Annotated in this window: 17 protein-coding genes and 1 tRNA gene; 12 read left to right on the top strand and 6 right to left on the bottom strand. The window is 41.4% G+C overall.

Annotated features, from left to right (window positions below):
- Nucleotides 1–20 precede the first annotated feature (20 nt).
- A complete protein-coding gene (asnS, locus tag HWE15_RS08410) occupies nucleotides 21–1,472 on the bottom strand; it encodes an asparagine--tRNA ligase (protein WP_290507078.1) in 1,452 nt (483 codons plus the stop codon).
- A gap of 175 nt (nucleotides 1,473–1,647) precedes the next feature.
- On the opposite strand from asnS, the gene rpoN reads away from it, so the two are divergent.
- Both rpoN and HWE15_RS08400 read left to right on the top strand, forming a co-directional pair.
- Nucleotides 1,648–3,105 carry an RNA polymerase factor sigma-54 gene (gene rpoN / locus HWE15_RS08405; RefSeq protein ID WP_290507077.1) on the top strand — a complete coding sequence of 486 codons (1,458 nt, stop codon included), beginning with the start codon at nucleotides 1,648–1,650 and terminating at the stop codon, nucleotides 3,103–3,105.
- A 146-nt stretch (nucleotides 3,106–3,251) separates the two neighbouring features.
- A complete protein-coding gene (locus HWE15_RS08400; protein ID WP_290507076.1) occupies nucleotides 3,252–3,725 on the top strand; it encodes a PA-phosphatase in 474 nt (157 codons plus the stop codon).
- A gap of 29 nt (nucleotides 3,726–3,754) precedes the next feature.
- On the opposite strand, the gene HWE15_RS08395 is transcribed toward HWE15_RS08400, so the two are convergent.
- Complete coding sequence (locus tag HWE15_RS08395) at nucleotides 3,755–4,501, bottom strand: porin family protein (RefSeq protein WP_290507075.1); 747 nt, start codon at nucleotides 4,499–4,501, stop codon at nucleotides 3,755–3,757.
- A gap of 289 nt (nucleotides 4,502–4,790) precedes the next feature.
- On the opposite strand from HWE15_RS08395, the gene HWE15_RS08390 reads away from it, so the two are divergent.
- Both HWE15_RS08390 and HWE15_RS08385 read left to right on the top strand, forming a co-directional pair.
- Nucleotides 4,791–4,864: transfer RNA gene (locus tag HWE15_RS08390), tRNA-Arg, on the top strand.
- Between the two features lie 170 nt (nucleotides 4,865–5,034).
- Nucleotides 5,035–5,295, top strand: a complete 261-nt coding sequence (locus HWE15_RS08385; RefSeq protein ID WP_290507074.1) for a hypothetical protein — start codon at nucleotides 5,035–5,037, stop codon at nucleotides 5,293–5,295.
- Nucleotides 5,296–5,326: 31 nt separating this feature from the next.
- On the opposite strand, the gene HWE15_RS08380 is transcribed toward HWE15_RS08385, so the two are convergent.
- The 4 genes from HWE15_RS08380 to HWE15_RS08365 all read right to left on the bottom strand — a co-directional run bounded on the left by HWE15_RS08380 (nucleotide 5,327) and on the right by HWE15_RS08365 (nucleotide 16,604).
- Entirely contained in the window at nucleotides 5,327–6,556 is a 1,230-nt protein-coding gene (locus tag HWE15_RS08380; RefSeq protein ID WP_290507073.1) for a sugar MFS transporter, read from the bottom strand.
- Nucleotides 6,557–6,760: 204 nt separating this feature from the next.
- The gene (locus HWE15_RS08375) at nucleotides 6,761–10,228 is read right to left on the bottom strand and encodes a gliding motility-associated C-terminal domain-containing protein (RefSeq protein ID WP_290507072.1); all 3,468 of its coding nucleotides are present in this window, start codon (nucleotides 10,226–10,228) and stop codon (nucleotides 6,761–6,763) included.
- 108 nt (nucleotides 10,229–10,336) lie between these two features.
- A complete protein-coding gene (yaaA, locus tag HWE15_RS08370; protein WP_290507071.1) occupies nucleotides 10,337–11,089 on the bottom strand; it encodes a peroxide stress protein YaaA in 753 nt (250 codons plus the stop codon).
- 1 nt (nucleotide 11,090) lies between these two features.
- Nucleotides 11,091–16,604, bottom strand: coding sequence for a gliding motility-associated C-terminal domain-containing protein (locus tag HWE15_RS08365; protein WP_290507070.1), 5,514 nt, complete (start codon nucleotides 16,602–16,604; stop codon nucleotides 11,091–11,093).
- 83 nt (nucleotides 16,605–16,687) lie between these two features.
- Here HWE15_RS08365 and HWE15_RS08360 point away from each other — a divergent pair, with 83 nt between their 5' ends.
- The 8 genes from HWE15_RS08360 to ppsA all read left to right on the top strand — a co-directional run bounded on the left by HWE15_RS08360 (nucleotide 16,688) and on the right by ppsA (nucleotide 26,020).
- On the top strand, nucleotides 16,688–17,734 hold the full coding sequence (locus tag HWE15_RS08360) for a type IX secretion system membrane protein PorP/SprF (protein ID WP_290507069.1): 1,047 nt from the start codon (nucleotides 16,688–16,690) through the stop codon (nucleotides 17,732–17,734).
- 9 nt (nucleotides 17,735–17,743) lie between these two features.
- On the top strand, nucleotides 17,744–18,976 hold the full coding sequence (locus HWE15_RS08355; protein ID WP_290507068.1) for a M48 family metallopeptidase: 1,233 nt from the start codon (nucleotides 17,744–17,746) through the stop codon (nucleotides 18,974–18,976).
- Between the two features lie 69 nt (nucleotides 18,977–19,045).
- Nucleotides 19,046–19,930: a phytanoyl-CoA dioxygenase family protein gene (locus HWE15_RS08350; RefSeq protein WP_290507067.1), complete on the top strand. Its 885-nt coding sequence runs from the start codon at nucleotides 19,046–19,048 to the stop codon at nucleotides 19,928–19,930.
- A 101-nt stretch (nucleotides 19,931–20,031) separates the two neighbouring features.
- Nucleotides 20,032–20,901: a DUF808 domain-containing protein gene (locus tag HWE15_RS08345; protein WP_290507066.1), complete on the top strand. Its 870-nt coding sequence runs from the start codon at nucleotides 20,032–20,034 to the stop codon at nucleotides 20,899–20,901.
- A gap of 7 nt (nucleotides 20,902–20,908) precedes the next feature.
- Nucleotides 20,909–21,913: a ThuA domain-containing protein gene (locus tag HWE15_RS08340; RefSeq protein WP_290507065.1), complete on the top strand. Its 1,005-nt coding sequence runs from the start codon at nucleotides 20,909–20,911 to the stop codon at nucleotides 21,911–21,913.
- A gap of 103 nt (nucleotides 21,914–22,016) precedes the next feature.
- A complete protein-coding gene (locus tag HWE15_RS08335; RefSeq protein ID WP_290507064.1) occupies nucleotides 22,017–23,225 on the top strand; it encodes a DUF1593 domain-containing protein in 1,209 nt (402 codons plus the stop codon).
- Nucleotides 23,206–23,541 carry a hypothetical protein gene (locus HWE15_RS08330; protein WP_290507063.1) on the top strand — a complete coding sequence of 112 codons (336 nt, stop codon included), beginning with the start codon at nucleotides 23,206–23,208 and terminating at the stop codon, nucleotides 23,539–23,541. Before HWE15_RS08335 ends, HWE15_RS08330 begins: the two co-directional genes overlap by 20 nt.
- A gap of 109 nt (nucleotides 23,542–23,650) precedes the next feature.
- Nucleotides 23,651–26,020 (top strand): phosphoenolpyruvate synthase, encoded by a 2,370-nt coding sequence (gene ppsA / locus HWE15_RS08325; protein WP_290507062.1) that lies wholly within the window; start codon nucleotides 23,651–23,653, stop codon nucleotides 26,018–26,020.
- The last annotated feature ends 2 nt before the right edge of the window (nucleotides 26,021–26,022 follow it).

Below are 26,022 nucleotides of genomic sequence, written 5' to 3'. Positions count from 1 at the left end.
CTTTTGGACGGGGATTGAAATTAAAATTCTGCATTTCCTGGCGTTCTTGGGAAAGCGATCACATCTCGGATGTTCCCCATCCCAGTGACAAACTGAACCATTCGTTCAAATCCCAGTCCAAAACCAGCGTGAGGCGTGGCTCCAAATCTTCGCGTATCTAAGAACCACCACATCTCTTCGGTAGGGATGTGCATTTCTTCCATTCGTTGAACCAATTTATCCATTCGCTCTTCCCGTTGTGATCCTCCGACGATTTCACCGATGCCTGGGAAAAGGATATCCATAGCCGCTACTGTCTTTCCATCTTCATTTTGACGCATGTAGAAGGCCTTGATGTCTTTGGGATAGTCAGTTAGGATTACTGGTTTTTTGAAATGCTTTTCAACCAAATAGCGTTCGTGCTCTGATTGCAGGTCAGCTCCCCATTCCTCAATTAGATACTGAAATTTTTTCTTCTGATTTGGTTTGGATCGCTTCAGGATGTTGATGGCTTCTGTATAGGTGATTCTTACAAAATCATTTTCTGCGACAAACTTAAGCTTCTCAATCAATCCCATTTCTGAGCGCTGATCTGCAGGCTTGGATTTCTCCTCATCCAATAAACGAGACTCCAAGAAATTCAAGTCCTCCTTACAGTTCTCAAGTGCATATCGTATAAGGTATTTCAGAAAATCCTCTGCTAAATCAGCATTGTCTTCCGCATCGTAAAAAGCCATTTCCGGCTCAATCATCCAGAATTCAGCTAAGTGCCGAGTGGTATTGGAATTTTCCGCACGGAATGTAGGACCAAAGGTATAAATTTCAGACAAGGCCATAGCCGCTAGCTCCCCTTCCAATTGTCCTGATACCGTCAGGTTTGCTTCACGCTCAAAAAAGTCCTGCTTAAAATCCACTGCGCCCTCTTCATTACGAGGAGGATTTCCAATATCAAGTGTAGTGACCTTGAATGTTTCTCCTGCTCCTTCTGCGTCAGATGCTGTAATGATTGGGGTATGAATGTAGAAAAAGCCTTTGTCATTGAAATATTTGTGTACCGCAAAGGCCAAAGCATGTCTTACTCTGAAAACAGCACCAAAAGTATTGGTTCTCATTCTCAGGTGCGCTATTTCCCTTAAGAATTCTAAGGAGTGTTTTTTAGGCTGAAGTGGATATTTTTCTGGATCTGCCTCTCCCAAAACTTCAATGGATTGGGCATGAAGTTCAGCTGCTTGTCCAGCACCTTGGGATTCTGCAATGGTTCCCACCACCTTTACGCATGCTCCAGTGCTACATTTTTTTAAAATATCCTCCGAAATCACATTCGGGTCGGCCACCACTTGATAATTCGTGATGATGGAACCGTCATTTAGCGCGATAAAGGATACATTTTTGTTTGAACGTTTGGTTCGCACCCATCCCATAACGGTAACTTCAGCTCCTATAAGCGGCTGTTCCAGTAAAGATTTGATTTTGACCCGATTGTTAAATGCCATATTTGTTTTATTAAAATTGATTCGAGTGGCCTTAGTCACTCAAAATGGTCTGCAAAAAAACGATTAAATAAGCTTTTTATCAAAAAATTGCGTGTTTTTCCTAACTTTGAATTCAAGGCTTTTTCGATAGAAAAAGCTTTTTTTAAACCCACAGGAAAGGTTTTAATTTACCCAGATGCAGAAGTTAAATCTCAGTCAGACGCTTTCTCAGAAGCTTTCGCCTCAGCAGATTCAGTTTATAAAGCTACTGCAGGTTCCCACTGCGGAATTGGATGCACGAATTGAGGAAGAGTTGGAAATCAATCCTGCCTTGGAAGAAGGAAGGGAGGAGAAAGAAGAATCCTCACAAGAGGATCCTTTTGAGGACAACTATGAGGAGGATATTTCTGTAGATGATCGGGATATCAATTTGGATGATTATTTGGATGAGGAGTATAGTGGGTATAAGATGCAGGGAGATGGAAATTATAATCCAGATGATGAAGATCGCGAAATACCGATTTCTTCTCAGACTTCTCTCCACGAGCAATTGATTCAGCAATTGAATTTTTTAAAACTAGATCATCGACAAAAATTAATCGGTCAGCAATTAATAGGAAGTATTGAAAATGATGGATATATCCGAAGAGATTTGGAAGCCATCATCAATGATTTGGCATTCAGTCAAAATATAGAGACGGATATTGATGAGTTGGAGGAGATTTTGGTCAAAATCCAAAACTTTGATCCTGCCGGGATAGCTGCCCGAAATCTTCAGGAATGTCTTTTAATTCAGCTTGAGCGGAAAGAACATCCCGATGATCCGGTGGTACAGCATGCACTACAGATTGTTCAGGATTGCTTTGATGAATTTACCAAAAAGCACTACTCCAAGATTCAGCGGAAGTGTGATTTGACCGAAGAGGAAACCAAAGAAGCGGTTAATTTGATAACCCGTCTTAATCCCAAGCCAGGAGGAACTTCGGATGGGTTGGTCCGTACGCAGTATATCATTCCTGATTTCATTTTAACCAATAATTCAGGAAAACTTGAAGTTTCCCTAAATTCAAAAAATGCTCCAGAACTTCGGATTTCTAGGTCCTATGCGGAGATGTTTGACGCTTATGACAAGTCGGACAAAAAGGACAAAAAACTGAAAGAGACGGTCACCTTTGTGAAGCAAAAGCTAGATGCTGCCAAATGGTTTATTGATGCGATAAAGCAACGTCAGAACACCCTGCTCAGAACCATGGATGCTATCGTGGAGTATCAACATGAATTTTTCTTAGATGGAGATGAGACAAATCTTCGTCCGATGATTTTAAAAGATATTGCAGAAAAAATTGATATGGATATCTCTACCGTATCGCGAGTTGCAAATAGTAAAGCGGTTCAGACGGAGTTTGGGGTGTATCCACTCAAATACTTTTTCTCTGAAGGTATTGCTACAGATAGTGGTGAAGATGTGAGTAATCGGGAGGTTAAGTCGGTTCTCCAGTCTATGGTAGACCAAGAGGATAAAAAACGGCCACTTTCTGATGATAAGCTGGTCAAATTACTCAACCAAAAAGGATATAATATTGCTAGACGTACGGTTGCAAAATATCGGGAGCAATTACAAATTCCGGTTGCTCGATTAAGAAAAGAGTTGTAGTGGGTAAAATAGGGGCCTTAGTCATATCTGTAGTTTTTCAGCCACTGATCATTCCAATGTTCGTTTTCGGGTTGATTTTGTTTGGTGTGCCCGAAGCCAGTAGTGTTCCTTTTGAATTCAAAACCAGAATTTTTTATCTGATCATCATGTCTACTTTGGTAATCCCTATGTTGACGATTTTTGGATTACGACTCAGTGGTACCTTGAAGAGCCTTCACATGCACAGTACGCAGGATCGGATGATTCCATTCACTGTAACAAGTATTTATTTTTTTCTGACTTCGTATTTTATCTATAGAATCACAGAACTCGATCCAATCATTTGGCAAACAATGGGATTGATTTCAATAGTCGTTGCGTTTTTAACCCTTGTGACATTTTTTTGGAAAATGTCCGCTCATATGACCGGAGTTGGCGGCTTGGTAGCTTTAATTGTGGTGCTAGGGATTCATTTTTCCAACTTCCAATCTTTGTATCCGCTTTTACTTGGTGTTTTACTTTCTGGAATAGTAGGCTCTTCCCGCTTGTTTTTAAATGCTCACAAACCATTGGAGGTTTATGTGGGATTTGCATTTGGTTTCCTCAGCTGTTACCTCGGATTTCAGTGGATATGGGGATAAAAAAACCGGGCAAACTGCCCAGTGTAGAATTAAAACAAGTTGACTGCAATCCCAAAATTAATTTGGGCAGCTCTGTTATTAAACGGACCTTGATTTTCTTGGAATAATCGATTCAGTCCAAAATAACTCCAAACATAAAAACCTGGAGAGCCCGCTTTAAAGGTTAACCCATATCTAATTTTTTCTAAACCATAGTTTTGGGAGTCCTTGATTTTTCGTGTCAGTCCATCCTCATCCTTAAATTGGATTTTGCTGTGGGCATTGTAAAGGAATCCAACTTTTCCACCAATAGTCAAACGAAAACCTTTGTAGTAATTGTTTTTGTTGAAATGATAAGTGAAATCTAAGGGGATATCAAAATAATTCAGAGCAAAAGTGTTGGAGTTGACCTGAATGTTTTCGCCAAAGACATCACTAATGGCTAAATATTGACTGGATTCAGGGCCTTTTTCAGGATCATTGAAAAGATTGTTTTCATCTGAAAAAGCAAGTTTGTCTGTACCGATCCCAAATCCAGGATTGAAGGTGACGCCGGAGGTTTCTCCAAATATCGAAATAGGATGCTGGTAATAAATGTTTAGTGTTCTTGATCCAAAAAATTGTGTGCTTAAATCAGCAGGACGGTTGTTCAATACATTGAAACCAAATTCGATGACTAAGTCAGAAGGAATATTGGGGCGGCCTCCGATAGGCACTTTAGGATTTTTGGTTTCTTGGGCCTGAACGAATTGAATCAAAAATAGTAGAGAAAGGAGAAATCCGAATAATTTTTTCATGCGTTTTTATTCTGTTTTTAGCTACCACGGCTGTTTTAAAGTAGGCCGTTAGGGTTTTGCATATCGCTTCATTCACCTAGAGTGAATAGTTTTGATGTGCTAGTTTTCACCAAAATTAGACTTGTTTTTATGCTAATGCGGGCAAAAATAGAAAATCCAAAAGGATTTAACCTGCTTTTGCTCTTAATAATTCTTAAGGTAATCCAATGGATTTTTATTGAGAAATAAAAAAAGCTCAGAAGGTGTATTTGAAAACAAAACGATATTCAATACCTTTGCATTCGCTTTTGGCCTCGTAGCTCAACTGAATAGAGCACCTGATTACGGCTCAGGAGGTTTCAGGTTTGAATCCTGACGAGGTCACATAGCCCGATTCTTGATTGAGTCGGGCTTTTTTATTATCTAATTTTAGAAAAACCTTTCTCAAAAAGTTTGTAAGGAGGCTTTGAGGTCTGTTTTTAAATTCAAGTCTAAGTTTGATTTGGCTTTTTTTTTGTAACCTTAGTATTTACTTTGTGTACAAAATAAGCTTTATGAGGGGATATAAACTTTTTTGCATTGGGTTACTTTTATTGATCCTATCCGGATGTGAAAGCTGGCTTCAGGATATTGGCCTAGTCGATATCAAGAAGATTAAGGGCCCATGTACCATCACACTTGTGGATGGAACGCTCATCGAAACTCCACATAGTTTAGAAATTAGCATCCGAACAGAAGCCATTACCTATCGAGATGAAGATGGGAAACTCTGGTCCTTATTTAAGGAGGAATATGAAAGCTATAATTGTCAATAAAAAAATGCAGCCCGAAGGCTGCATCTTATTTTTAGTGACCTGCTGATGATAATGCAGGTTTACTTCCTTTTTGCCAAATAAATAATACTATAAATAGGACGATAAGAATGGAAGGGAACATAGTCAATTTTAAGAGAGTTTCTTGACCTGTTGCCAATTCCAAGGCTGCACCAGAAAGCCCTTCAGCGACATTTGAAGCTCTTGCAGAATCAATCCAGCTACCGATAATCGGTTGCCAAATGGCTGTAGAAAACATTCCAACGCCACCAATAATTGACATTCCCAATGCCCCACTTAGTGGTACTCGCTGTGCTACAGCTCCTACCATGACTGGCCAGAAATAAGCAACACCTAAAGCAAATACTACCGCCGCAACATAAGCAACAGGGCCTGTCACAACGCTAAACATGTAAGTTCCGATTGCAGCTAAAACCGCACCGCTGAGTAAGACGCCTGTTTGACCCAATTTTCCAACCACAGGTCCAGCAAAAAACCGAGCTACTGCCATGACACCTGTAGTCAATGCCAAGATCAACATACCACTAGCACCAGAGCTATCCAATACCACATTCGCCCATTGTTGAGTTCCAAATTCTGTGATGGCAGTGATTGACATACAGATGAATAGGAAGATATAAAGCGGGCTGATCATTGCTTTTACATTGCTGGAAATATGTGTAGACTCTTCTACGGATGGCTTAGGGAATGCTTTTCCAAAGAATAAAACCGCATAAGCAATGGTAGGGATCATCATTACCCAGATTTGAGGCTGCCATCCCATTCCAGCATCTGTCATAAATTTGGAAATCAAGGAACCTAAAACAATTCCGCCTGGGAACCACATATGGAATCGGTTTAACATCTTATTCATTTTCACGCCTGTGTACATATCTGCAATCATTGGATTACAAGCAGCTTCTGTACAGCCATTTCCAAAACCGATGAAAAGGGTAGAAATTAAAAGCGTAGTGTAACCTCCAGCAAAGAGAGTCATCAGAATCCCAATGGTATGGGTTACAAAAGCAATGTTCATTATGATTTTTGGACCAAGCTGATGGTAGAAAAGTCCGCCCAAAATCATAGAAATGGGAAAGCCTAAGAACCACATGGAGTTTATAAAGCCCAACTGTTCAGCAGTTAGACCGAAGTCTTCACCTAATTGCGGAAGAATTCCCGCACGAATTGCAAAGGTAAATGCGGTGGTAATCAATGCCAGACAACTCGCATTGAAAAGCGCGGTTCGGTTGATGTTTTGCGTCATAGATTTAGGTTTTTTTGGATTAGGTTAGATAATGCATATGATTGAAAGCTGTCAAAATAGGAAAAATATTGCATTCTGACTTTTCCGGTTATAAAAATTTCTCTACCTAATCAATTACCAGAAGAGAACCTTTGGCTTTTTCTTCAAAGCCATAGGATGAGGACGTAGGTATTTTTTAAAATACATATTTTTAATCCCCAATTATCAATCAATCACCATCAAGGATCCGAATTGTGTTTTTTTGATGTTTTTCTCGTAGTTGACCAGGTTTATTCGAATTGAATAAGCTCCATTTGGCACTTTCTTTCCTTGGTAATAACCGTCCCAGATGCAGGTTGATTCTTCGGTAATAAGATCTGTTTTTTGACAGTGGAAAATCAACTCACCCCATTGATTAAAAATCCAAAGTTCCAATTCGTCAACCAAGTAATTGGTATAAATCAAAAACGGCTTATCAGGGTCATCTGGGGTAAGGGCTGTTGGAAATTGAACCCGTAGTTCGCATTCTTCTTCTGTGAAAAAATTTGTTGCATAAGCACATCCCTCGGAACTTACAACTACTACTTCATATTGTCCGATTTGTAGTGGTTTGTAAGTGGATGCCGTAGACACCAATTGTCCTTCAAAATACCATTCGTAGGAAGCGAAGTTACCGGGGTTGATTTGAGGGCCAATCTCTAAATTAGGACAGATTAGATATTTTTCCTTGACATTAGGGCGAACTTGATCGGTACTTCTAATCACAAAGTTTTCGTCACTTCCAAGTAGGCAGCCAAATCGGTTAAATACTCGGACTTCATAGTTTCCTTCTTCTACAGCTAAAATCTCTTGTTGATTTGTTGCAAGAAGTTCCGTGTTATTACTCAAGTCAGTAAACCACCATTCAATAGTCTGAACCTGCTCTAAATCTGCTTCTAACCGAAGTGCGGCATCTGGTTGGTCTGGGCAAAGTGTTTCTGCAATTATTTCAGCGGGTATTGACAGAATAGGTTGAGTAAGGTTGAATTCCTTGGGGCTGATATCGCAAGCAAGTGACCCTGAAGGCTGTACTTCAAGTGAGAAATCTCCATACTGATTGGATAAGAATGTTTGATCCCTTGATAAAATGTTACCATTTGAATCCCTCCAAAAGTAATCAACTTGGTCAGGTGGGTAATTCGTGACTTCGGCGATGTATTCGTAAATTCCACTACAATCCAAATTGACAAAAGTGGGTTCGAAATCTACGGGAGGATTAATCTTTACATTGAATATTTTTTGGTCCGGACAGAGTGGGCCTGAAATATCAGGATCGTAACCCAAAAGAGTAAAATCGCCTTCTTGGTCAATGAGGAATGGTTCTCCTGAAGGTTTGATTTCTTCTTTGCCATCAGGGAAAATTAGAAGAAACTCCAGCTCTCCATTTGTCTGTGGTTGGAGTTCATAAGGATCACAAATGGAAAGATCTCCGGGTATATCAAAGGGTACTTTTTCTGGAACCAAGTCAATTCGAAGTATTGATCTGCCTAATTCGCAATCTTTATTAATGGTAGGAATTCTGCTAAATACAGCAGCCTCATAAATTCCTTCGACATCAACAATTACCTGGGTTTGATTGTTGAACTCAGGTAAGTCCTCAATATTTCCTTCGAAATCATATCGCCTCCACTCTATTTCTGTTATTTCTTCAGGGAAAGTAGAGGTTAAATCCAGGATTGCTCTAGGTCCAAATTCACAAAGCTTTGTAGATTCTAGCGAAACTTCCACCTCTAAGATGGGTTGCTTAATTTCAAATTCTACAGGAGGAATTGGGCAGGCTTGACTATTTGCAGGTTGGACGTCAAGCTTGAAATTCCCAAAACTTGTGGGATTTAGGAATTGGCCTGTACCAACTAATTGATCATTTTCGTCAAGCCAACGGAATTTCACAGAGCTAGGATCTCTTCCGTAAATGTCTGCTTCATAAGTCATGTTGCCAAAGCAGTCTTGATCAATGAGCCTAGGTTCAAAATCAACTGGTTCGACCAAGGATACAGTAAATGTTTTTTGAGTAGGACAAAGATCGCCTGGACCAGCTAATCGGCTTATCATGGTGTACTCCCCGGCTTCTGTTAGAGTAAATGGTTCATTTGCCTCTTTTGTAATTTCCGTACCGTCTGGAGAGATGAGAGTATATGATAAATCCAGGGAGCTTGATGGAATTAAATCATAAGACTGGCAAATATTTAAGCTTGCGGGAATATTGAAATTTACTTGGTCTAATCCAGGAACTTCAAATTCTTCTCGTTTTGGGAGTATACAGCTGTCTTGATCAAAAACTTCAAAGAAATATTTTCCCCCTCCAATCTCTATACGTAATGTATCCAAACCTGAAGCTGATTGGGTAAATATCTCCTCCCCTCTAAAATTTAATAATCGATAAGAACCTTCTAAAGGCTCATTAATCATTCTTATCAAGAATGATCCTTTTGTTTTGCCTGTCTCTGTACAGACTTCTGATTGAATATCTTCAATTTCAAATTCAAGACCCTCCGGAGGGTCTGATAGAGGAACAACCGTCCCAAATAAGGATGTACAACCATTGGAGGTGAAACCAAGGCTATAGGATCCTGATTCCAATCCGGAAAAATCAATAAGATCACCAGCCTTAAATGGGCCTTGGTTTTGTCCGATTCCCTCAATAAAAATCAATTCTATATCTGATACAGCTCGAACCCGTAATGCTCCATCTGCTATAAAACAACCCGAGGCACCAAATGCTTCTACTAGTTCAATACTTGGTAAGGGGTTGAAAGTAATAGTTCGAACATCCTCTGGAATACAATTTGGATTGGTTGGATTTTCTACTCGGAAAATAAGTTCATAATCCCCTGGTTGACTGATAGTTGAACCCCCTGCGATGGATATGGAATTTCCACTCCCGATTTTGGTTGGGTTTGAACTCCCCAATTCCTGTACATACCAGTCTCCTGCGATTAGAGGGTCGGTTGTAAATTCTAAAGTTTCTCCAGGGCAGAGGTTTGTATCTGTCCCAACAATAGACACAGAGGGAAGCTCTACTATTTCTGTTTGAAGGGTAGTTGTACATTCCGGGTCACCAGCGGAATTGGTGAAGAAAAATGTCACCTCATAACTTCCCGTAGTATTTACATCAAGTGTGTTTTGATTTCCTACAATATTTCCATTTTCATCTCGCCATTCGAATTCATAAGCCGAAAAATTGTTGGAACTAGGACTTATTGCTTCAAGAGTTAAGGTTTGGCCATTGCATATTTGGTATATTGAATTTAGTGTGAGTTCAGCCCCTTTGATTACTTCTACAGCCTTTTCTTCCTCATAAATCTGAATGCCTCCTCTACTGACTTTTAAGGCTATAGTGTGTGTTCCTATTAAAGAAAAAGTATAGGTTATTTCATCAAACCCACCTGGGGGACGGTCGAATAAAACTTGTCCATTAGGTCCTGTTATAGTCCATTGATAAACGTCCGTTTCTGGAATCCCTCCTCCTGAAAAAGTACCCAAAACACTCCCGAAGACATTACATAGCTGATCTGGCCCTGAAATTCCCGGGTCATTCAGAACTTTGAAGGACTTATTCGGGTCATTAATGGAAACTTCATTTTTTGGCTCAAACCCAACTTGGAAAAAGAGCAAAAACAAAGTGAACCAAGTGAGTGAAATAATAGCCTTCAAAATTTAGGGAAATAAAAATCTCTGATAATCAATCTATAAAGATAGAAAAATGATTTCGAGGTAAAAAAAAGCCCAAGTCATTTTAACGACTTGGGCTCTGTAATTTCTTTATCGAACAAATACCCAATCGGATTCTGTGCTTAGAGGCTCTGAAAATTCATACCCCTCTTCATGAAAGGTTTTTAAATCTTCCGGATTTGTTATTCGATTTTTGATGGCGAAGTCGGTCATCATCCCTCTTGCCTGCTTTGCAAATAAACCAATCACTTTATAATTGCCGTCACGATGTTCCTTGAAATGGATATTAATAACCGGGGATTTCAATGTTTCTAGGTCTACCGCTTTAAAGTATTCTTGGGATGCTAGGTTTACAATGGGAGAACCATCGGAAGCTGCATTAATCGCTTTCGCAATTTTTTTATTCCAGTATTCGTAAAGGTTTTTACCCTTTTTGGTTTCTAATCTTGTCCCCATCTCAAGTCGATAGGGTTGGATCAAATCCAAGGGTTTTAAAAGTCCATATAGTCCAGAGAGAATCCGTAGGTGTTCCTGAGCAAATTCGAAATCATCTTCTGAATAATTGTCAACGTCAATCTTGGTATATACATCTCCTTTAAAAGCCAATAAAGCTTGCTTGGAATTGTCTGGAGTAAATTCTTTCTGAAAAGTCTTATAGCGCTCTTCGTTTAATTGAGCAAGGTTTTCGCTGACCGACATCAGCTTGGCGATATCTTTAGCAGACTTTTTTTTCATAACTCCCACCAATGATTTGATTTCGGAGGTGAAATCAGGGTGGCTGTATTTTTCAATTTTGGGAGTACTGTAATCGAGGGTTTTGGCTGGTGAAATTAGAATTAACATACTATTGAATAATCGTAATTGCTTTTACTTGTTGTTCGGTTAAATTTTGATCTCTACTGGTAAACTTCACGACTACGGCATATGTTCCATTCGGAACCAATTTTCCATTGACTTGTCCATCCCAAGGACAGAAAGGTTGGGCTGGTTCGAGATTTTCATGAGAACAATGGAAAATCAATTCTCCCCATCGGTTGAATACAAAAACCTCTGCTTCGTCGATGTATTCATTGGCATAAATGACAAAATTTCGGTTTTCATCACCTAATACCACTCCAGATGGGAATCGGACTTTTAACTCACAGTCTTCAAATACCTCGAATGTTTCCACATATTCACACCCTAAATTATCAGAGACAACCACTTCGTACACTCCAGGTAGAGTAGGAGTAAATATGGCATCATTGGAAACAACTTCTCCATTCAATATCCAGGAATAATTGTCGTAATCACCTGGATCAATACTAGTTGTTACTCCTTCTACAGCACAAATGGTAAATCCTGTTGGAACCACAGGTGGGATGATGGTCGATCGAACTACCGTTCCATTGGCTCTTCCAATATCACAACCTGCAGCACTTCTTAAAATTACTTCGTAAGTTCCTTCTTGATCAACTTCAACCAGTGGAAGGTCGTCAAATTGTGGGATTCGCGTGCGTGTTCCTCCTTCAACAAAATACCACTCGATTGCGGCAACAGTAGTCAAATCAGCCGAAACCAAAATAGTGGTGCTTGTTACTTCCCCGCAAAATGGAGTTACGTCTAATTCTACATCCACATCTTCGTCCAAAACCACAGCTGTGAATGGGATCGAATTTCCTTGGCATTGAGCACCTAAAGCTGGCTGCACTTCTAGGCTATATTCACCTTCTCTAGGAGGAACGAATCGTTGTTGTCTCCCAACAATTATACCCAAATCATCCTTCCACAAAAACAAGACATCCGCAGGGTTGGCATTAGTCAAAACAGCTTCATAAGCCACACCTGCCTGACAATCAACAATAGGCCCGTTGAGTTGGAATTGAATTGGCTGCGTAATGGTGGCGTTCATTGGTATTTCCAATGGGCAATTTTCTCCAGTTGGATCCTCTCCCCGCATCGTGTAGATCCCTGTTTGATTAATGGTGAAATCACCATTTCCATCTGGGTCGATGGTATTTCCAGAATTATCCAAAAGGGTAAAGGTCAGGTTTCCAGAGGGCTCTGGTTGGAATGTAAAGCTTTCACATGCTGTGAAGTCTGTTGGAACTGAAAAGTTTACAGTGAATTTTTGAGCAATGGTGTATAGATCAGGATCAGGAATGCTACAGCTACTTGGATCAATGATTTCTACCGCATAGTCTCCATACGGAACTTGAACATCAAAACTTGTTTGGCTTGGTAAATTGCCTGTAAATTCTTGCCCATCTCCTCGCCGTGTAATTACATAAGTTCCTCCAGATGGGATTCCATTGTCAAATGTTATAGTGATTAATCCTGGTTCCACACCAGATGGCCCGCAAGTTTCGTCTGTAGGAGTAACCGTAAAAGTATAATCTATGGGAGGATTGCTATTTTCCACTGTTACAGTCCCGATATATCTACATCCAAAATCATTTTCTGCTTCTAGGGTGTAGATCCCAGGAATTACGCTCGAAATTGGAATAATATCTCCAGCATTCAGGTTAGTAAAGACTTCTCCAGTTTCTTGAATAGTCAATGTAGTTACATTTCCTTGCATTGAAATCTCAAATCCCCCATCTGCCGTAGCGCAATCTGAGGCAGGATTTGTTTGGGTAGCAGTGAATAATGGTAGTTCATTCACAATCAAATCCACACGTTTTTCAACCGTACATCCCTCCAAAATAGGGTCTTCGGTGATGAAAATGATTTCATAATTCCCAGGTTCAGGAAGTGTGCTGACATTTAAAGCTAGTTCGAAAAACTCTCCTAGGAGAACAGGGTTGCCATCTTGGTTTTGTTCGTAATACCATTCCCCTGAAATCGGTGTATCAGGTGCGAAGCTGACTACCAAATCTTCAAAACAGACCTCCTGAGCATCCTGATTGATGTTAAATTCAAATGCTGGGCCGACAAAAACTTCAGCAGTAGCAGGACAGGTTTCAAATAAGGCTGCTTCCTCATCTGAAAGTCCATCCGGAATACGATAGGTTACTTCGACTGAGTAAATGCTTTCCTCATCTACTGTAATACTGTTTGAGTTTTCATCTCCAAATACCTGGCCGGCTGCATTGGTCCAAAGGAAATCATAAATACCTGTTGACGGATCATAGCCCTCAATAGCAGTTAGTACAACCGGACTTCCAGAACAGAGCGTGATATCAGACTCTAATGTCAAAGTCGGCGGGGCATCTACCTGTACCTCGAGACTAGCATCGTAATAATCCGGAGTGGCGCAGCGAGTCACATTCAAATTAACCGTGTAAAGGCCAGGAGTATCGAAAATCTGCTCCAAAGTTTGGAACTGATCGCCAGGCCCTCCAAAATCCTGAAGAATCACAGTTCCATCTTCATGGGTAATGGTCCAGAAATAAGAATCAATGTCAGGTTCCCCACCTCCTTCAAAAAGGGCAGAAGCTCCTTCATCTGGATCCAAGCAGAGTCTGGGAGGACCTGCTAAGGCTGGTTCTGGAATGGAACTACCACTCAATTGTGCAAAGGAGGGGAGTCCTAGATTGGTGGTGCCGGGCATAGGTTCTACCGAATCCTGATTAAAAGTACTGGTAGAATTACATCCAGACCCGACAAGGATTTGACCAATCTGATTGGAACCTACTACAGCTACATAGACATTACCATCAGGACCAATTTGTAAGGCTCCCAGATCCAATCCGGCTGTTCCACCTACAGTATTTCGATTTGATAAAATACAGGTTTCGATTTGAGGACGTGTTGAAGCGTTGCCAAAACAAGCCGGACAAGTGGCGGCATCTGGGTCATCTTCATCATTTACAGGTCGAATGGTGAATTCTTCGATACCTGGCCCTCCATTTCGATATGACACAAAGACTTTGTCCCCGCTATCCGAGAATTCAAGTCCATAAACTTCACCATCGCATCCCAAATCCAATAAGGCATATTCTGTGAGTTCACCAGTATCTGAATCAAAATCAAATATTTCTAGGCGATTGCAACCATTCTCTGATATCGTTACCGCAACTTTTTCCCCGTCCGGGCTAAATTTCATAGAACCTACGCCGGAATTAAACCCGTGATTGCTACCCACAGAACTGAATACAGGTTGTCCAATTCCTTCAGTGGATACCGGATAAGCCCGGAACGTATTATTGCCTAATTCATGGAACAGTACCCAGGTGGTATCTCCATTGACCAACGCAGCAGATTGCTCCGTAGCAGGACTGAAAAGAAAATTGTCTTTCGTGACCACATTTCCAACTCCTGTTGGATTGTCAGACTTAATGTCCACTAAGGAAAATCGAACCTCATTGGTCCCATTAGCGCTGGCCTGTGTTGTAAATAAATAATATAAGGTGGGTTCTTCGGGGACTTGAATAGCAATGACAGATTGTGAAGAAGAATTATCTCCACCAATGGAATCTCCATTTTCCATCAAATCGCCATTTAAATCCCATACCGATTCCCCATCCGTAAAGAAGAGCACTTCTCCACTGACATCGGTTATGGTAGTTGTCCCAGCCGGAATATCTCGTGGATGAGGTTCCTCAATCGGTCGTGGCACGGGTACTGTTTCATCATCTGGATCGGGATTGAAATTGAGACCAGCTCCATTTCCAAAATACCAAATTCCGTTACTTTGATCCTGTAAGTCCCAGACTTTGACGTCTATTTCTGCATAAGCATAACAGCTGGAGTTCGGTTCACGAACGAGTACCCAATAGGTCCCTGGTAAACAAACTTCATTTTCCTGACGACTAGTCCAGCCTTCATCTTTGTAATTGGACCAGAAGTATTCGTACTGATCCATACCACCACCAGGAGCTTCTCCATCTTGCTGACCTGCTGTTGATTGTGCTTGCAGTAATGCGCCGATATCCACGCACTGACCTTCACAAATCGTCGTGTCTGCTGGGGTAAAATCAGCTTCTAGATTGTTTTCTGTCAGTGTAATGTCCTTAGTTACAGGGATGGTTTGTCCATCTGCAAAGGTAACCGTCAAGGTTACCGAAATGGACTGCTCCGATGTCGCGTCTGCTGGTACAAGAAAATGCTCTTGAGTATAATCAGCAGGAACGGGGTTTCCGTCTGAATCGGTAAGGGGTGGATTAAATTCCCAATTGAATGATACGGGTTGGTAATTTTCCGGACTGATTTCGCTAATCAATTGGACCGGATTATTCGCACAAGGTTCATCAGGTGTCCAGGAAAAGTCAACTGTTGGGCTGATGTCTGCATTGGGACCAAAGACCGGAAAGATAGTGCCACAGAAATCCGTGCCTGCAAAGGGGTCTATATTTACAGTGATCGCAGCAAGATCTTCCTCGTTTGGATTTTCCACCTTTCCCATCAATTGCGGACCACCAATTACCTCCTCATAAAGAAAATATAGTTGGTCATCAGGACCCACTTTAAGGTCGTATATAGTTGATGGTGCAGGGTCTAAAGGAATTACCTCCGGGTCAGCTGATAAGTCTGAAGTAGGAACTCTCAATAATTCGTTGCCCCTTGAGAAATAGATGAAATTACCATCTGGAGAAAATGCTGCCCCTTCAATGGGTTCTGTTTCCCCACTATTCGAAATACTTCGGCTTGTCCCAAAATTTCCCGAAGAAGTATTGAAATCAATTACTAGTATATCATCTCCTGGATTTTCTGGGATGACCAATAACTGCTCTCGTTCGGCATCGAAAAGGATAGCCTTAGGAGTAAATGGAATTCCTTCGCTGTCAGTTTGGGTAAAATCCCCTGCATTTGCATCTAGCCGTCTTGCGATTAGATTTCCTCCATCAAAGCTGATCAGGTAGGAAGGAGAGGCTGCTGTTTTGACCACTAAAATTGGACCTTGCGCATTTCCAATTACTTGGTCTTGTTCTATGATTTCTCCTAAAGGCCGCTCATTTCCGGTTGCTTGCCCGGGGGCATTCATGTCGATCAAAGAATAAAGCAGTTGTCCTGCGGGAGAAGTATAAAAAAGATAAAACAATTTATCTCCGTCAGGTTCGTAACTCAGAAATCCAGTAGCTACCTGCTGACGGGTATTGATAGGTCCATTGAGATTGCCCACTTGACCTTGAATAGGGGAGGCACTGTAGTCATATACAATTGACCCGTTGGAATAGAAAAGTGGCTGTCCAGTAATTGGATCGATTGCAAGTGCATTACTAAATTTATCTATGATGACATTGCCGGGAAGAGTTTGAACCGTGGGATTTTCCCCTTTTCCAAAGGATAAATAATTGTTTGTAGAATTAGGTCCGCAATAGCCAAAAATCCATTCATTATCATTAAAACCTTGACCAAAACCAGTTTGAACAAGTCCAAATCCAAAAAAGAGGATGAAAAAAAGCGTGATATGTATGGATTGCGGTCTGCTTTTCATATTTTTCCAACTGCTTTCTAAAACAAGCTTATCACTAAAACGTTTTAGAAGCTGACTGAGTACTCAAATAAACGAACAATTCCTTGTTACGGTCTTCTCTTAAACTTGTTTTTTTTCTGGGGATATTATTGGCATTATCCGGTCGGGCAATTGCTCAGGATCCGCAATATAGCCAATATTATGCAGCTCCTTTATATCTCAACCCTGCGATGGCAGGTGGGGAATTGACAGGAAGAGTGGGGTTTAACTACCGGAATCAATGGCCGAGTATTGATGCTCAATTCACTACCTTTTCCGCTTTTTATGACACATACCTTCCCAACAACAATATCGGTGTTGGGGTGCATGTCATGCAGGATACAGAAGGAGCTTCCAAACTTCGTTCGACTAGCATTTCGGGCATGGTTTCTTATGAATTGAAACTAGGGGAGAACTCTTATTTCCGCCCGGGTTTTCAAGCGAGCTATATAAGAAGAGAGATTGGTTTCTATGAAAATTTGGTTTTCGCTAATGAAATCAATCCAAATGATCCTTTTGGTCCTTTGCTTCCAGGAACAGATATTCCAGGTCTAGGCGATCCTGTGAGTATGCTTTCTCTTTCCGTAGGAGGTTTGTTTTTCACAGAGAATTTCTGGTTAGGTCTTTCTGCACATCATGTAAATCAACCCAATCAGTCGTTTATTGATGGTTTGAGTCCACTGCCAGCCAAGTTCTCGCTTCATGGTGGCTATCGTATCCCATTGGGTGAAGGTGGGTATCGTGGGGATTTTACGCATGCACGGAAACAAAGATCCTTGACTCCGACCTTCAATTACAAGCGTCAAGGTCCCTTCGAACAACTGGACGTCGGAGCCTATTTTTATGTAGAACCTATCGTTTTTGGTGTTTGGTATAGAGGTCTTCCTTACAAACCCGTAAACAATCAAAGTAATCGCGATGCAATTGTGATGATGGTAGGAGTAAATTTACTTAATGGCTTGAACATCGGGTATAGTTTTGATTATACTGTTTCCCAATTGGGAATTCAATCAGGAGGTGCGCATGAGGTAAGTATCTCCTGGACCCTTCCTAATAGCTTTCAGGGAAAACCTTTGCGTAGGGACACAATTCTTCCTTGTCCAAAATTCTAAATTTCGTTCATGAGTCCTGAGAATTTGAAATACCTTTTGGTAGGGGTGGTTAGCTTTGGGTTTTTGGTTGAGAAATTACTCAGCTACCTAAATGTTAAGCGGCCTGTTCCCGCCATTCCTGATACCCTTTCTCAATATCTAAGTCAAGAGAAACTCCAAGAATCGAAAAATTATCAACTGGAGAATTATCGTTTTGGCTTGCTCTCCGGTATTTTCTCTTTTGTCTTAACCATTCTTTTCATATGGAATGGTTGGTTTGGACTCATCGATGGATGGGTAGGAAACTATGTAGAAAATCCCCTGCTTCATTCTGTAGCCTTTTTCGCTTTGATTTTTATTGGTTCGGATATCATTAGCTTGCCTTTTGATTATTACAGCACCTTTGTGATTGAGGAAAAGTATGGCTTTAATAAAACTTCTATCCAGACATTTTTTAGTGACAAGTTGAAAGGATATCTCCTTAGTATTTTAATAGGTGGAGGATTATTGTTGGTTTTTCTTTGGTTAATCCATCAAATGGGTCCCCATTTTTGGTGGATCTTCTGGGCTATCGCAGCCATATTTATGGTTCTCGTTAATTTGTTTTATACCGCCTGGATACTGCCCCTTTTCAATAAGCTTACCCCATTGGAAGACGGAGAATTGAAGCAAAAAATCATCAATTACGCTAAATCGGTTTCTTTTCCACTGGACAATATTTTGGTAATGGATGGAAGCAAGCGGTCGGACAAGGCTAATGCATTTTTCTCAGGCTTTGGGAAGCGAAAGAAAGTGGTGCTTTATGACACGCTTTTGGACCAGCATCCACCGGATGAGTTGGTGGCAGTCTTGGCCCATGAGGTGGGGCACTACAAGAAAAAGCACATTATCTGGGGAATGCTGACTTCGGTGATCCAAGTAGGGCTGCTTTTGTTTTTGCTATCACAATTTATTTTTAGTGAAACGATGAGTTTGGCTTTAGGGGGAACCGAATGGTCTGCTCAATTGAATATTATTGGGTTTACCATGCTTTTTTCTCCCATTTCCATGGTGATCGGGATGGGGATGAATTGGTTAAGCAGAAAAAATGAATTTGAGGCAGATGCTTTTGCAAAGGAAACTTTTGCAGGGAAGCCACTTGCAGAAGCTCTGAAAACACTATCAGTAAAGACTCTTAGCAATATCAACCCCGATCCTTGGTATGTTTTTGTGAATTATTCACACCCTCCATTGTTGGAAAGATTGCAAAAATTGGAAAGCTGAGGCTTAAGCAATAGATAATGGAAATCAGGTCAAGATTTTTTATCTTCAAAAATTCCAAAAGGCCAATCTATGCAAGATCTAGCAGATTTTCATTCCCCCATTTCGGATCTTTTTCCTCAGCCCAAAACAGCTTCTGATTGGGATCAATATCGCTTGTCATCCGAGCAGATCGAATTTTTCCATGAGCATGGATATCTTGCAGGTATCAAGCTTTTAGACGAGAAGCAAATTGAAGCCTTGAAAAAGGCTCTGGATGAAGTCATGGACCCAAAGCATCCATTACATCACTTGTTTCATGAGTTTCACAGCAATGAGTCTGGAGATCCGAATAAGGTTCTTTTTCATTCCTTGGGACACTGGCGAATTGCCGAGGCTTTTCACGATGTGATATGGAATCCGGCTTTTCGCATGGTTGCCTCACAGTTACTTGGTGATAAACCCGTTCGCTTTTGGCATGATCAGCTTTTTTGCAAACCCGCGCATCATGGGGGCAATGTTGCCTGGCATCAGGATTACAGCTACTGGACCCGAACCATCGAGATGCAGCATTTGACCTGCTGGTGTGGATTGGATGATGCAAATCAAGAAAATGGTTGTCTGCAATATGTTCCAGGCTCACACCGATGGGGACTTTTAGAAAAACCCGCCCTAGCTGGAGAGATGGATGGTCTAATGGCGATGATGTCTGAGGAGCAAAAGGCTAACTTCAAACCGGTAGCTATCCCACTAAAAGCAGGCTATGCAGCCTTTCATCATCCACTATTGGTTCATGGAAGCTTTGCGAATTACTCCAATCGATCCCGAAAAGCCTTTGTACAAAATGTCTTTGCAGACGGAACGGTTTCCAATACGGACGAACCGCTTTTGGAAGGAGTACCAGTAATTCCGAAAGGACATAAAATGGAAGGGAAGTTTTTCCCTTTGATTTTTGACCCTGCTGAATTGAAAGATTGAAAAATTGCAACTTTCATTAATAGGCTTCACTATTCATTTTTGTAGAAAAGCCCAATTTCTTTCTAGTTTCGTGATTCGTATTTCGTAAATCCTACTTCAACATGGCTTCTGGATTATTTGCATTGTTTGATGATATCGCTACCCTGATGGATGATGTAGCGACCATGACCAAAGTGGCGGCTAAGAAAACCTCTGGAATTCTAGGGGATGATTTGGCAGTAAATGCTGAGAAGGCCTCTGGATTTGTTCCTGATCGAGAATTGCCAGTTTTATGGGCCATTACAAAAGGTTCCTTGCTCAACAAACTAATTATCCTTCCAATTGCATTTCTTTTGAGTGCCTTTTTGCCGGTGGCTGTGACGATTATTCTTCTTTTGGGAGGTTTGTATTTGGCTTATGAGGGAGCAGAAAAGATCTTGGAGTTTTTTATTCCTCACCACCACCATCAGGAAATCAATTTGCAGGAAGAGATAACCCAAGAGGAGGTTTTGGCTCATGAGAAGAGCAAGATTAAATCTGCGATCACGACAGATTTTATCCTTTCAGTAGAGATTGTCATCATCGCATTGGGGACGGTGGTAGATCAGTCAATTACTACCCAGATTGTGGTGGTTTCCATCATCGCTTTGCTTGCTACGGTTGGGGTTTATGGATTGGTTGCTTTGATTGTGCGTATGGATGAGTTTGGATATAAATTGATTGCCCTCAATCCAGAAGATAATACCATTTCAGATAAAATCGGCCGCTTTTTGGTCAATGCACTTCCAGTTGTTATCCGGGTTATCGGCTATATCGGAACGGTCGCTTTGTTGCTGGTTTCCGGAGGTATTTTTACCCATAATATTGAGTTTTTGCACCATCTTTTGCCTTCATGGCCGGGAATTATCAAGGATCTTCTCCTTGGATTAGGGGTGGGTTTGCTAACTGTGGGATTGCTGTTTATTTTCAAGAAAATCTTCACCAAAAATTAATAGACCCATGCTTCGATTCGCTCCTTACCTTTTATACTGTTTTCTTCTCCTTTTAGCTTTTCCATCAAAGGGCCAAGAATATTTACAATTTGAAGGGGAGCAGGGGCCAGGAAAAGGGAAGCATATCGTTTTGGTTGCAGGGGATGATGAATATCGATCGGAGGAATCCATGCCCATGTTGGGTAAAATACTGGCCCATCGCTATGGATTTAAAACCACTGTACTATTTCCAATTGATCCTGAGACGGGGGATGTAGTGCCTAATTTTCAAAACAATATTCCCGGATTGGAAAATTTAGCAACTGCGGATTTGATGATTATGTTGATTCGCTTTCGGGAACTTCCGGACGAACAGACCCAATACATCGAAAACTTTCTGAAAGCAGGAAAACCGATTATCGGCTTAAGAACATCTACCCATGCCTTTGCCTATCAAAAAAATAAAGAATCCCGTTTTGCAAAATGGGATTGGATGAGTAAAGCTGAAGGCTGGGAGCGTGGATTTGGACAGCGGATTTTTGGGGAAACTTGGGTCAATCATCATGGAAATCATGGAAAAGAGGGGACGAGAGCGCTGGTAGATGGGGTCAATCTTCAGAATGGTCACCCGATTCTTCAAGGGGTTCAAGATATTTGGGGTGCTTCCGATGTTTATGGAATCAAGCATTTGTCCGATGATGCAAATGTTCTTTTGTACGGTCAAAGTACTGCAGGAATGAGCCCGGATGCTCCGGTGATCTGGGAAAAAGCAGTGATGCCGATTGCTTGGACCAAACCTTACCAACTGGAAGGAGGCTCCCCGGGAATGGCTTTTGCATCTACACTCGGGGCGTCATTGGACTTTCAAAGTGAAGACCTTAGAAGATTGATTGTGAATGCTTCTTTTTGGCTTTTGGGAATGTCTGATCAGATCATGCCTGATATGGACATGGAATATGTAGGCGAATATCACCCTACCATGTTTGGATTTAATACCTTCCGGAAAGGGATGCGAGTGGAAGACTTTAAATAATCGTCCCTAAATCAGGATTTTAGTAGGAAAATCGGAAGTAGGGGTTGGTTTCCGTAAAGGAGGATCATTTTTCTTATTTTTCATTTCTCAAACTCCTGTATCTATGAATTTCTCCACCAATTCACATTGGATAGTCCTTGCATTAGCATTTATGATTTTTGCTTGTGCACCAAGCCCAAAAATCGAAGATGAATCCAATATTCCTCCTTCAAAACCCCGAACCATAGTCACTACTGATGGAGAGATAGACGATGTGGATTCTTTTATCCGAATGCTCCTTTACGCCAATGAATTTCAGATTGAAGGACTGGTTTACTCTTCCTCTATGTGGCATTACAAAGGGGATGGAAAGGGAACACTTTTTACTTCCAAGATGGAAATGACAAAACGGATCTATGGAGAACAAACTGATCTGCGTTGGCCAGGGACTGAGTGGATGAACCCCTTGTTGGATGCCTATGAAGAGGTCTATCCTAAGTTGAGCCAACATGCTGAGGGTTTCCCTACAGCGGATTACTTACGTTCGGTTGTCCGGGTTGGAAATATTGACTTTGAAGGAGAAATGGAAAAAGACACAGAAGGATCTGATTTTATTAAAGCCAAACTACTTGATGATGAGATGGAGCCGATCTACCTGCAGGTTTGGGGTGGAACCAATACCATCGCCAGAGCGCTAAAATCCATAGAGGATGACTACAAGGCCACACCGGAATGGGAAGGTATTTACCAGAAAGTAATAGCTAAAACCATTATTTATGCAATCCTAGACCAGGATGCCACCTATCGGGAATACATTGCTCCGAATTGGCCTGATCTTAAGATTTTTTATAATTCCAACCAGTTTTGGTGCTTTGCCTATCCTTGGAAGCAGGCGGTTCCAGAGTCACAGCATTATTTATTCGAAGGTGAATTCATGGGGAATGAAATTATCAACAACCATGGCCCTTTGCTAAAGCAATACTACAGTTACGGAGATAGACAAAAGCAAGAAGGGGATGATGAGCATATTCACGGCGATCCTACCAAACTAGAAAATGCACAGTGGGGAACTTTTGGGATTTATGACTTCATCTCCGAAGGGGATTCTCCTGCCTATCTGCACTTGATTGATGTTGGGTTGGATAATCTCAATCATCCCGAATGGGGAGGCTGGGGAGGGCGTCTTGTTCAGTCAGAAGAGCAACCCAATCGTTGGGAGGATGGTGCCAATGTCCTCGACTACAACCCATTTACAGATACCTTGGATGCAACCTACCCGCAAATTCGTTGGATCGAAGCCATTCAGGAGGATTTTGCAGTGGTGTATCAGTGATTTTAGTGATGCAAATCATCCTCCAATAGTAAAAGCCTTAGGTTCTGTCAGACCCACTGCTCAACCAGGAGAAACACTGACATTGGAAATAGAAACCACAGATCCAGATGGATACGAACTAGAAACCAAATTCTGGATATATGAGGAAGTAGGAACTTATGATGGTGACGCAACTTTATCAGCTTCGGGGAATCGAGTAACCGTCTCTTTGGATTCTTCTGCTACAGGAGCGCTCCATGTCATTGCAGAAGTGAAGGACCAAAGTGTCCATCCTATGACTCGTTATCAACGATTTGTCATTCAAGTTGGGAAATAGTTTTTTGGCGAAATACTGATAATTATCAGAAAATCACTGGGTAAAGGTCATAGGAGAGTCATTTTTGAAGTTATAGCTTTCGAAGTGATTCACTAAAACTGATCTACCCATGGATGCTCTTGTTTTACCTTTTGAAAAGATTGGGATTAATGATGTAGCCAAAGTAGGGGGGAAGAATGCCTCTTTAGGTGAAATGTTCCAAAAACTTAAGCGCTATGGAATACATGTTCCGGATGGTTTTGCGGTGACAGCTACTGCATATCGACTTTTTATTCAGGAAAACCAACTAGAGCAATTCATTGAGAAAACGCTCTCTTCCTTGGATACCAAAAACTTCTCCAATCTCCGCAAAGTTTCGGAGACAATTAAATCTAAGATTTTAAAAGGAAAATTACCCACGGAACTAAGTGAAAAAGTAAAAGGATTTTATGAAAAGTTAAACCAAGCCGAAGGACGAGAATTGGATGTGGCGGTTCGAAGCAGTGCCACTGCGGAAGATTTGCCCGGGGCGAGTTTTGCGGGATTACACACTTCTTTTTTGAATATTCGGGGAGAAAAAGCCCTGCTCAAGGCTGTGAAAGATTGCTTCGCCTCATTATACAATGCGCGAGCAATTAAATACCGACACGATAAGGGTTTTGATAAGCATGAGATAGCCTTATCGGTTGGGGTGCAGATGATGGTTCGAGCTGATTTGGCTTGTAGTGGGGTTACTTTTTCCATAGATCCAGAGTCGGGATTTTCCAATGCTGTTTTGATCACAGGTTGTTGGGGCTTGGGAGAAAATATTGTTCAAGGTGCAGTCATTCCCGATGAGTTTTTTGTATTTAAACCTTCCCTGGAAAAAGAAAAAAAAGCCATCCTATCTAAAAAGTTGGGATCGAAGACTAAAACCATGGTCTATGCGAAAGGAGAAGGGGTCGTCAATTTGGATACATCGGTTGAAAAGCAGCAGGAGTTTGTATTGAAGGATGAGGAGATTCAGCTCCTAGGTAAATGGGCTATTGACATTGAAAAGCATTATGGGATGCCCATGGATATCGAGTGGGCGAAAGATGGTACGACCGGGAAACTTTACATTGTCCAAGCTCGACCGGAAACAGTTCAGGCTGAGAAAGCCCCCTATACTTTGGATGAATATACCTTGCTGGAAAAGGGTAAACTGTTGACTTCGGGTTACGCCATTGGAAATGGTATAACCTCGGGAAAGGTGAAAATTCTTCATTCTCCGGAAGAGGCTGATTTGCTGAAAGAAGGTGAAATTCTTGTAACTGAAATTACCAACCCGGATTGGGATCCCATCATGAAAAAGGCGGCCGCGATCATCACTGCCAAAGGTGGGAGAACCAGTCATGCGGCCATCGTAGCACGGGAGATGGGAGCTTTGGCGATCGTGGGAGCAGAAGATGCCTTAGAAATTTTTAAGAATGGGGATGAAATCACCATAGATAATGCATCCGGAAAGCTGGGAAAGGTGTATGCTGGAAAACTCAAGTGGAAAACTGCTCAGCATAATTTTAAAGGAATGGAGCTGCCCAAAACCAAGCCGATGTTCATTCTAGCCGATCCTGAAAAAGCCTTTAATCTTTCCTTTTTCCCAAATCAAGGTGTGGGTTTAATGCGGATGGAGTTTGTAGTTAATAATAGCATTCGGGTTCATCCCATGGCTTTGGTTCATTTTGATCAACTTGAGGATAAGGAAGAAAAAGCTCAGATTGAGGCCCTATGCCAGGGTTATCAAGACAAGAAGGAATACTTTGTAGACAAACTTTCTCAGGCAATTGGAACGATCACAGCGGCTTTTTATCCAAAAGATGTAATTCTGAGAATGAGTGATTTCAAATCAAATGAATACGCCAATCTTTTAGGAGGGAATCAGTTTGAGAATTCAGAAGAAAATCCCATGCTGGGTTTTCGAGGAGCCTCTCGCTATGATCATGAACGGTATCGGGAAGGCTTTCGGCTCGAATGTGAGGCAGTCAAGCGAGTTCGGGAGGACATGGGTTTGGAAAATCTTAAGGTGATGATTCCATTCTGTAGGACTCCGGAGGAGGGGAAAAAGGTGTTGAAATTGATGGGAAAATATGGGCTTAAACAGGGAGTAAAAGGGCTTGAAGTATATGTGATGGCAGAAATACCGTCCAATGTAATTTTAGCAGATGAATTTGCAGCGGTTTTTGATGGATTCTCAATCGGTTCAAATGATTTAACCCAGCTTACTCTCGGAGTAGATCGGGACTCGGAAATTTTGAGTGATTTATTCGATGAGAATAACTCTGCAGTTCGTTGGATGATTGGAGAAGTCATCCGGGTCGCCAATAAAAAAGGGAAGAAGATTGGATTATGTGGTCAGGCTCCAAGTGATAAGCCAGAATTCGCTCAGTTCTTGATAAAAGCGGGGATTGATAGTATATCTTTTAATCCAGATGCCCTCCTAAAGGGAATTAAAAACATGGTGGAGGCTGAGAAGGAAAAGTGAGC

It is taken from the genome of Algoriphagus sp. (assembly GCF_013373065.1).
Taxonomy (GTDB): Bacteria; Bacteroidota; Bacteroidia; order Cytophagales; family Cyclobacteriaceae; genus Algoriphagus.
This window is presented reverse-complemented; position numbering and strand designations above follow the sequence as displayed.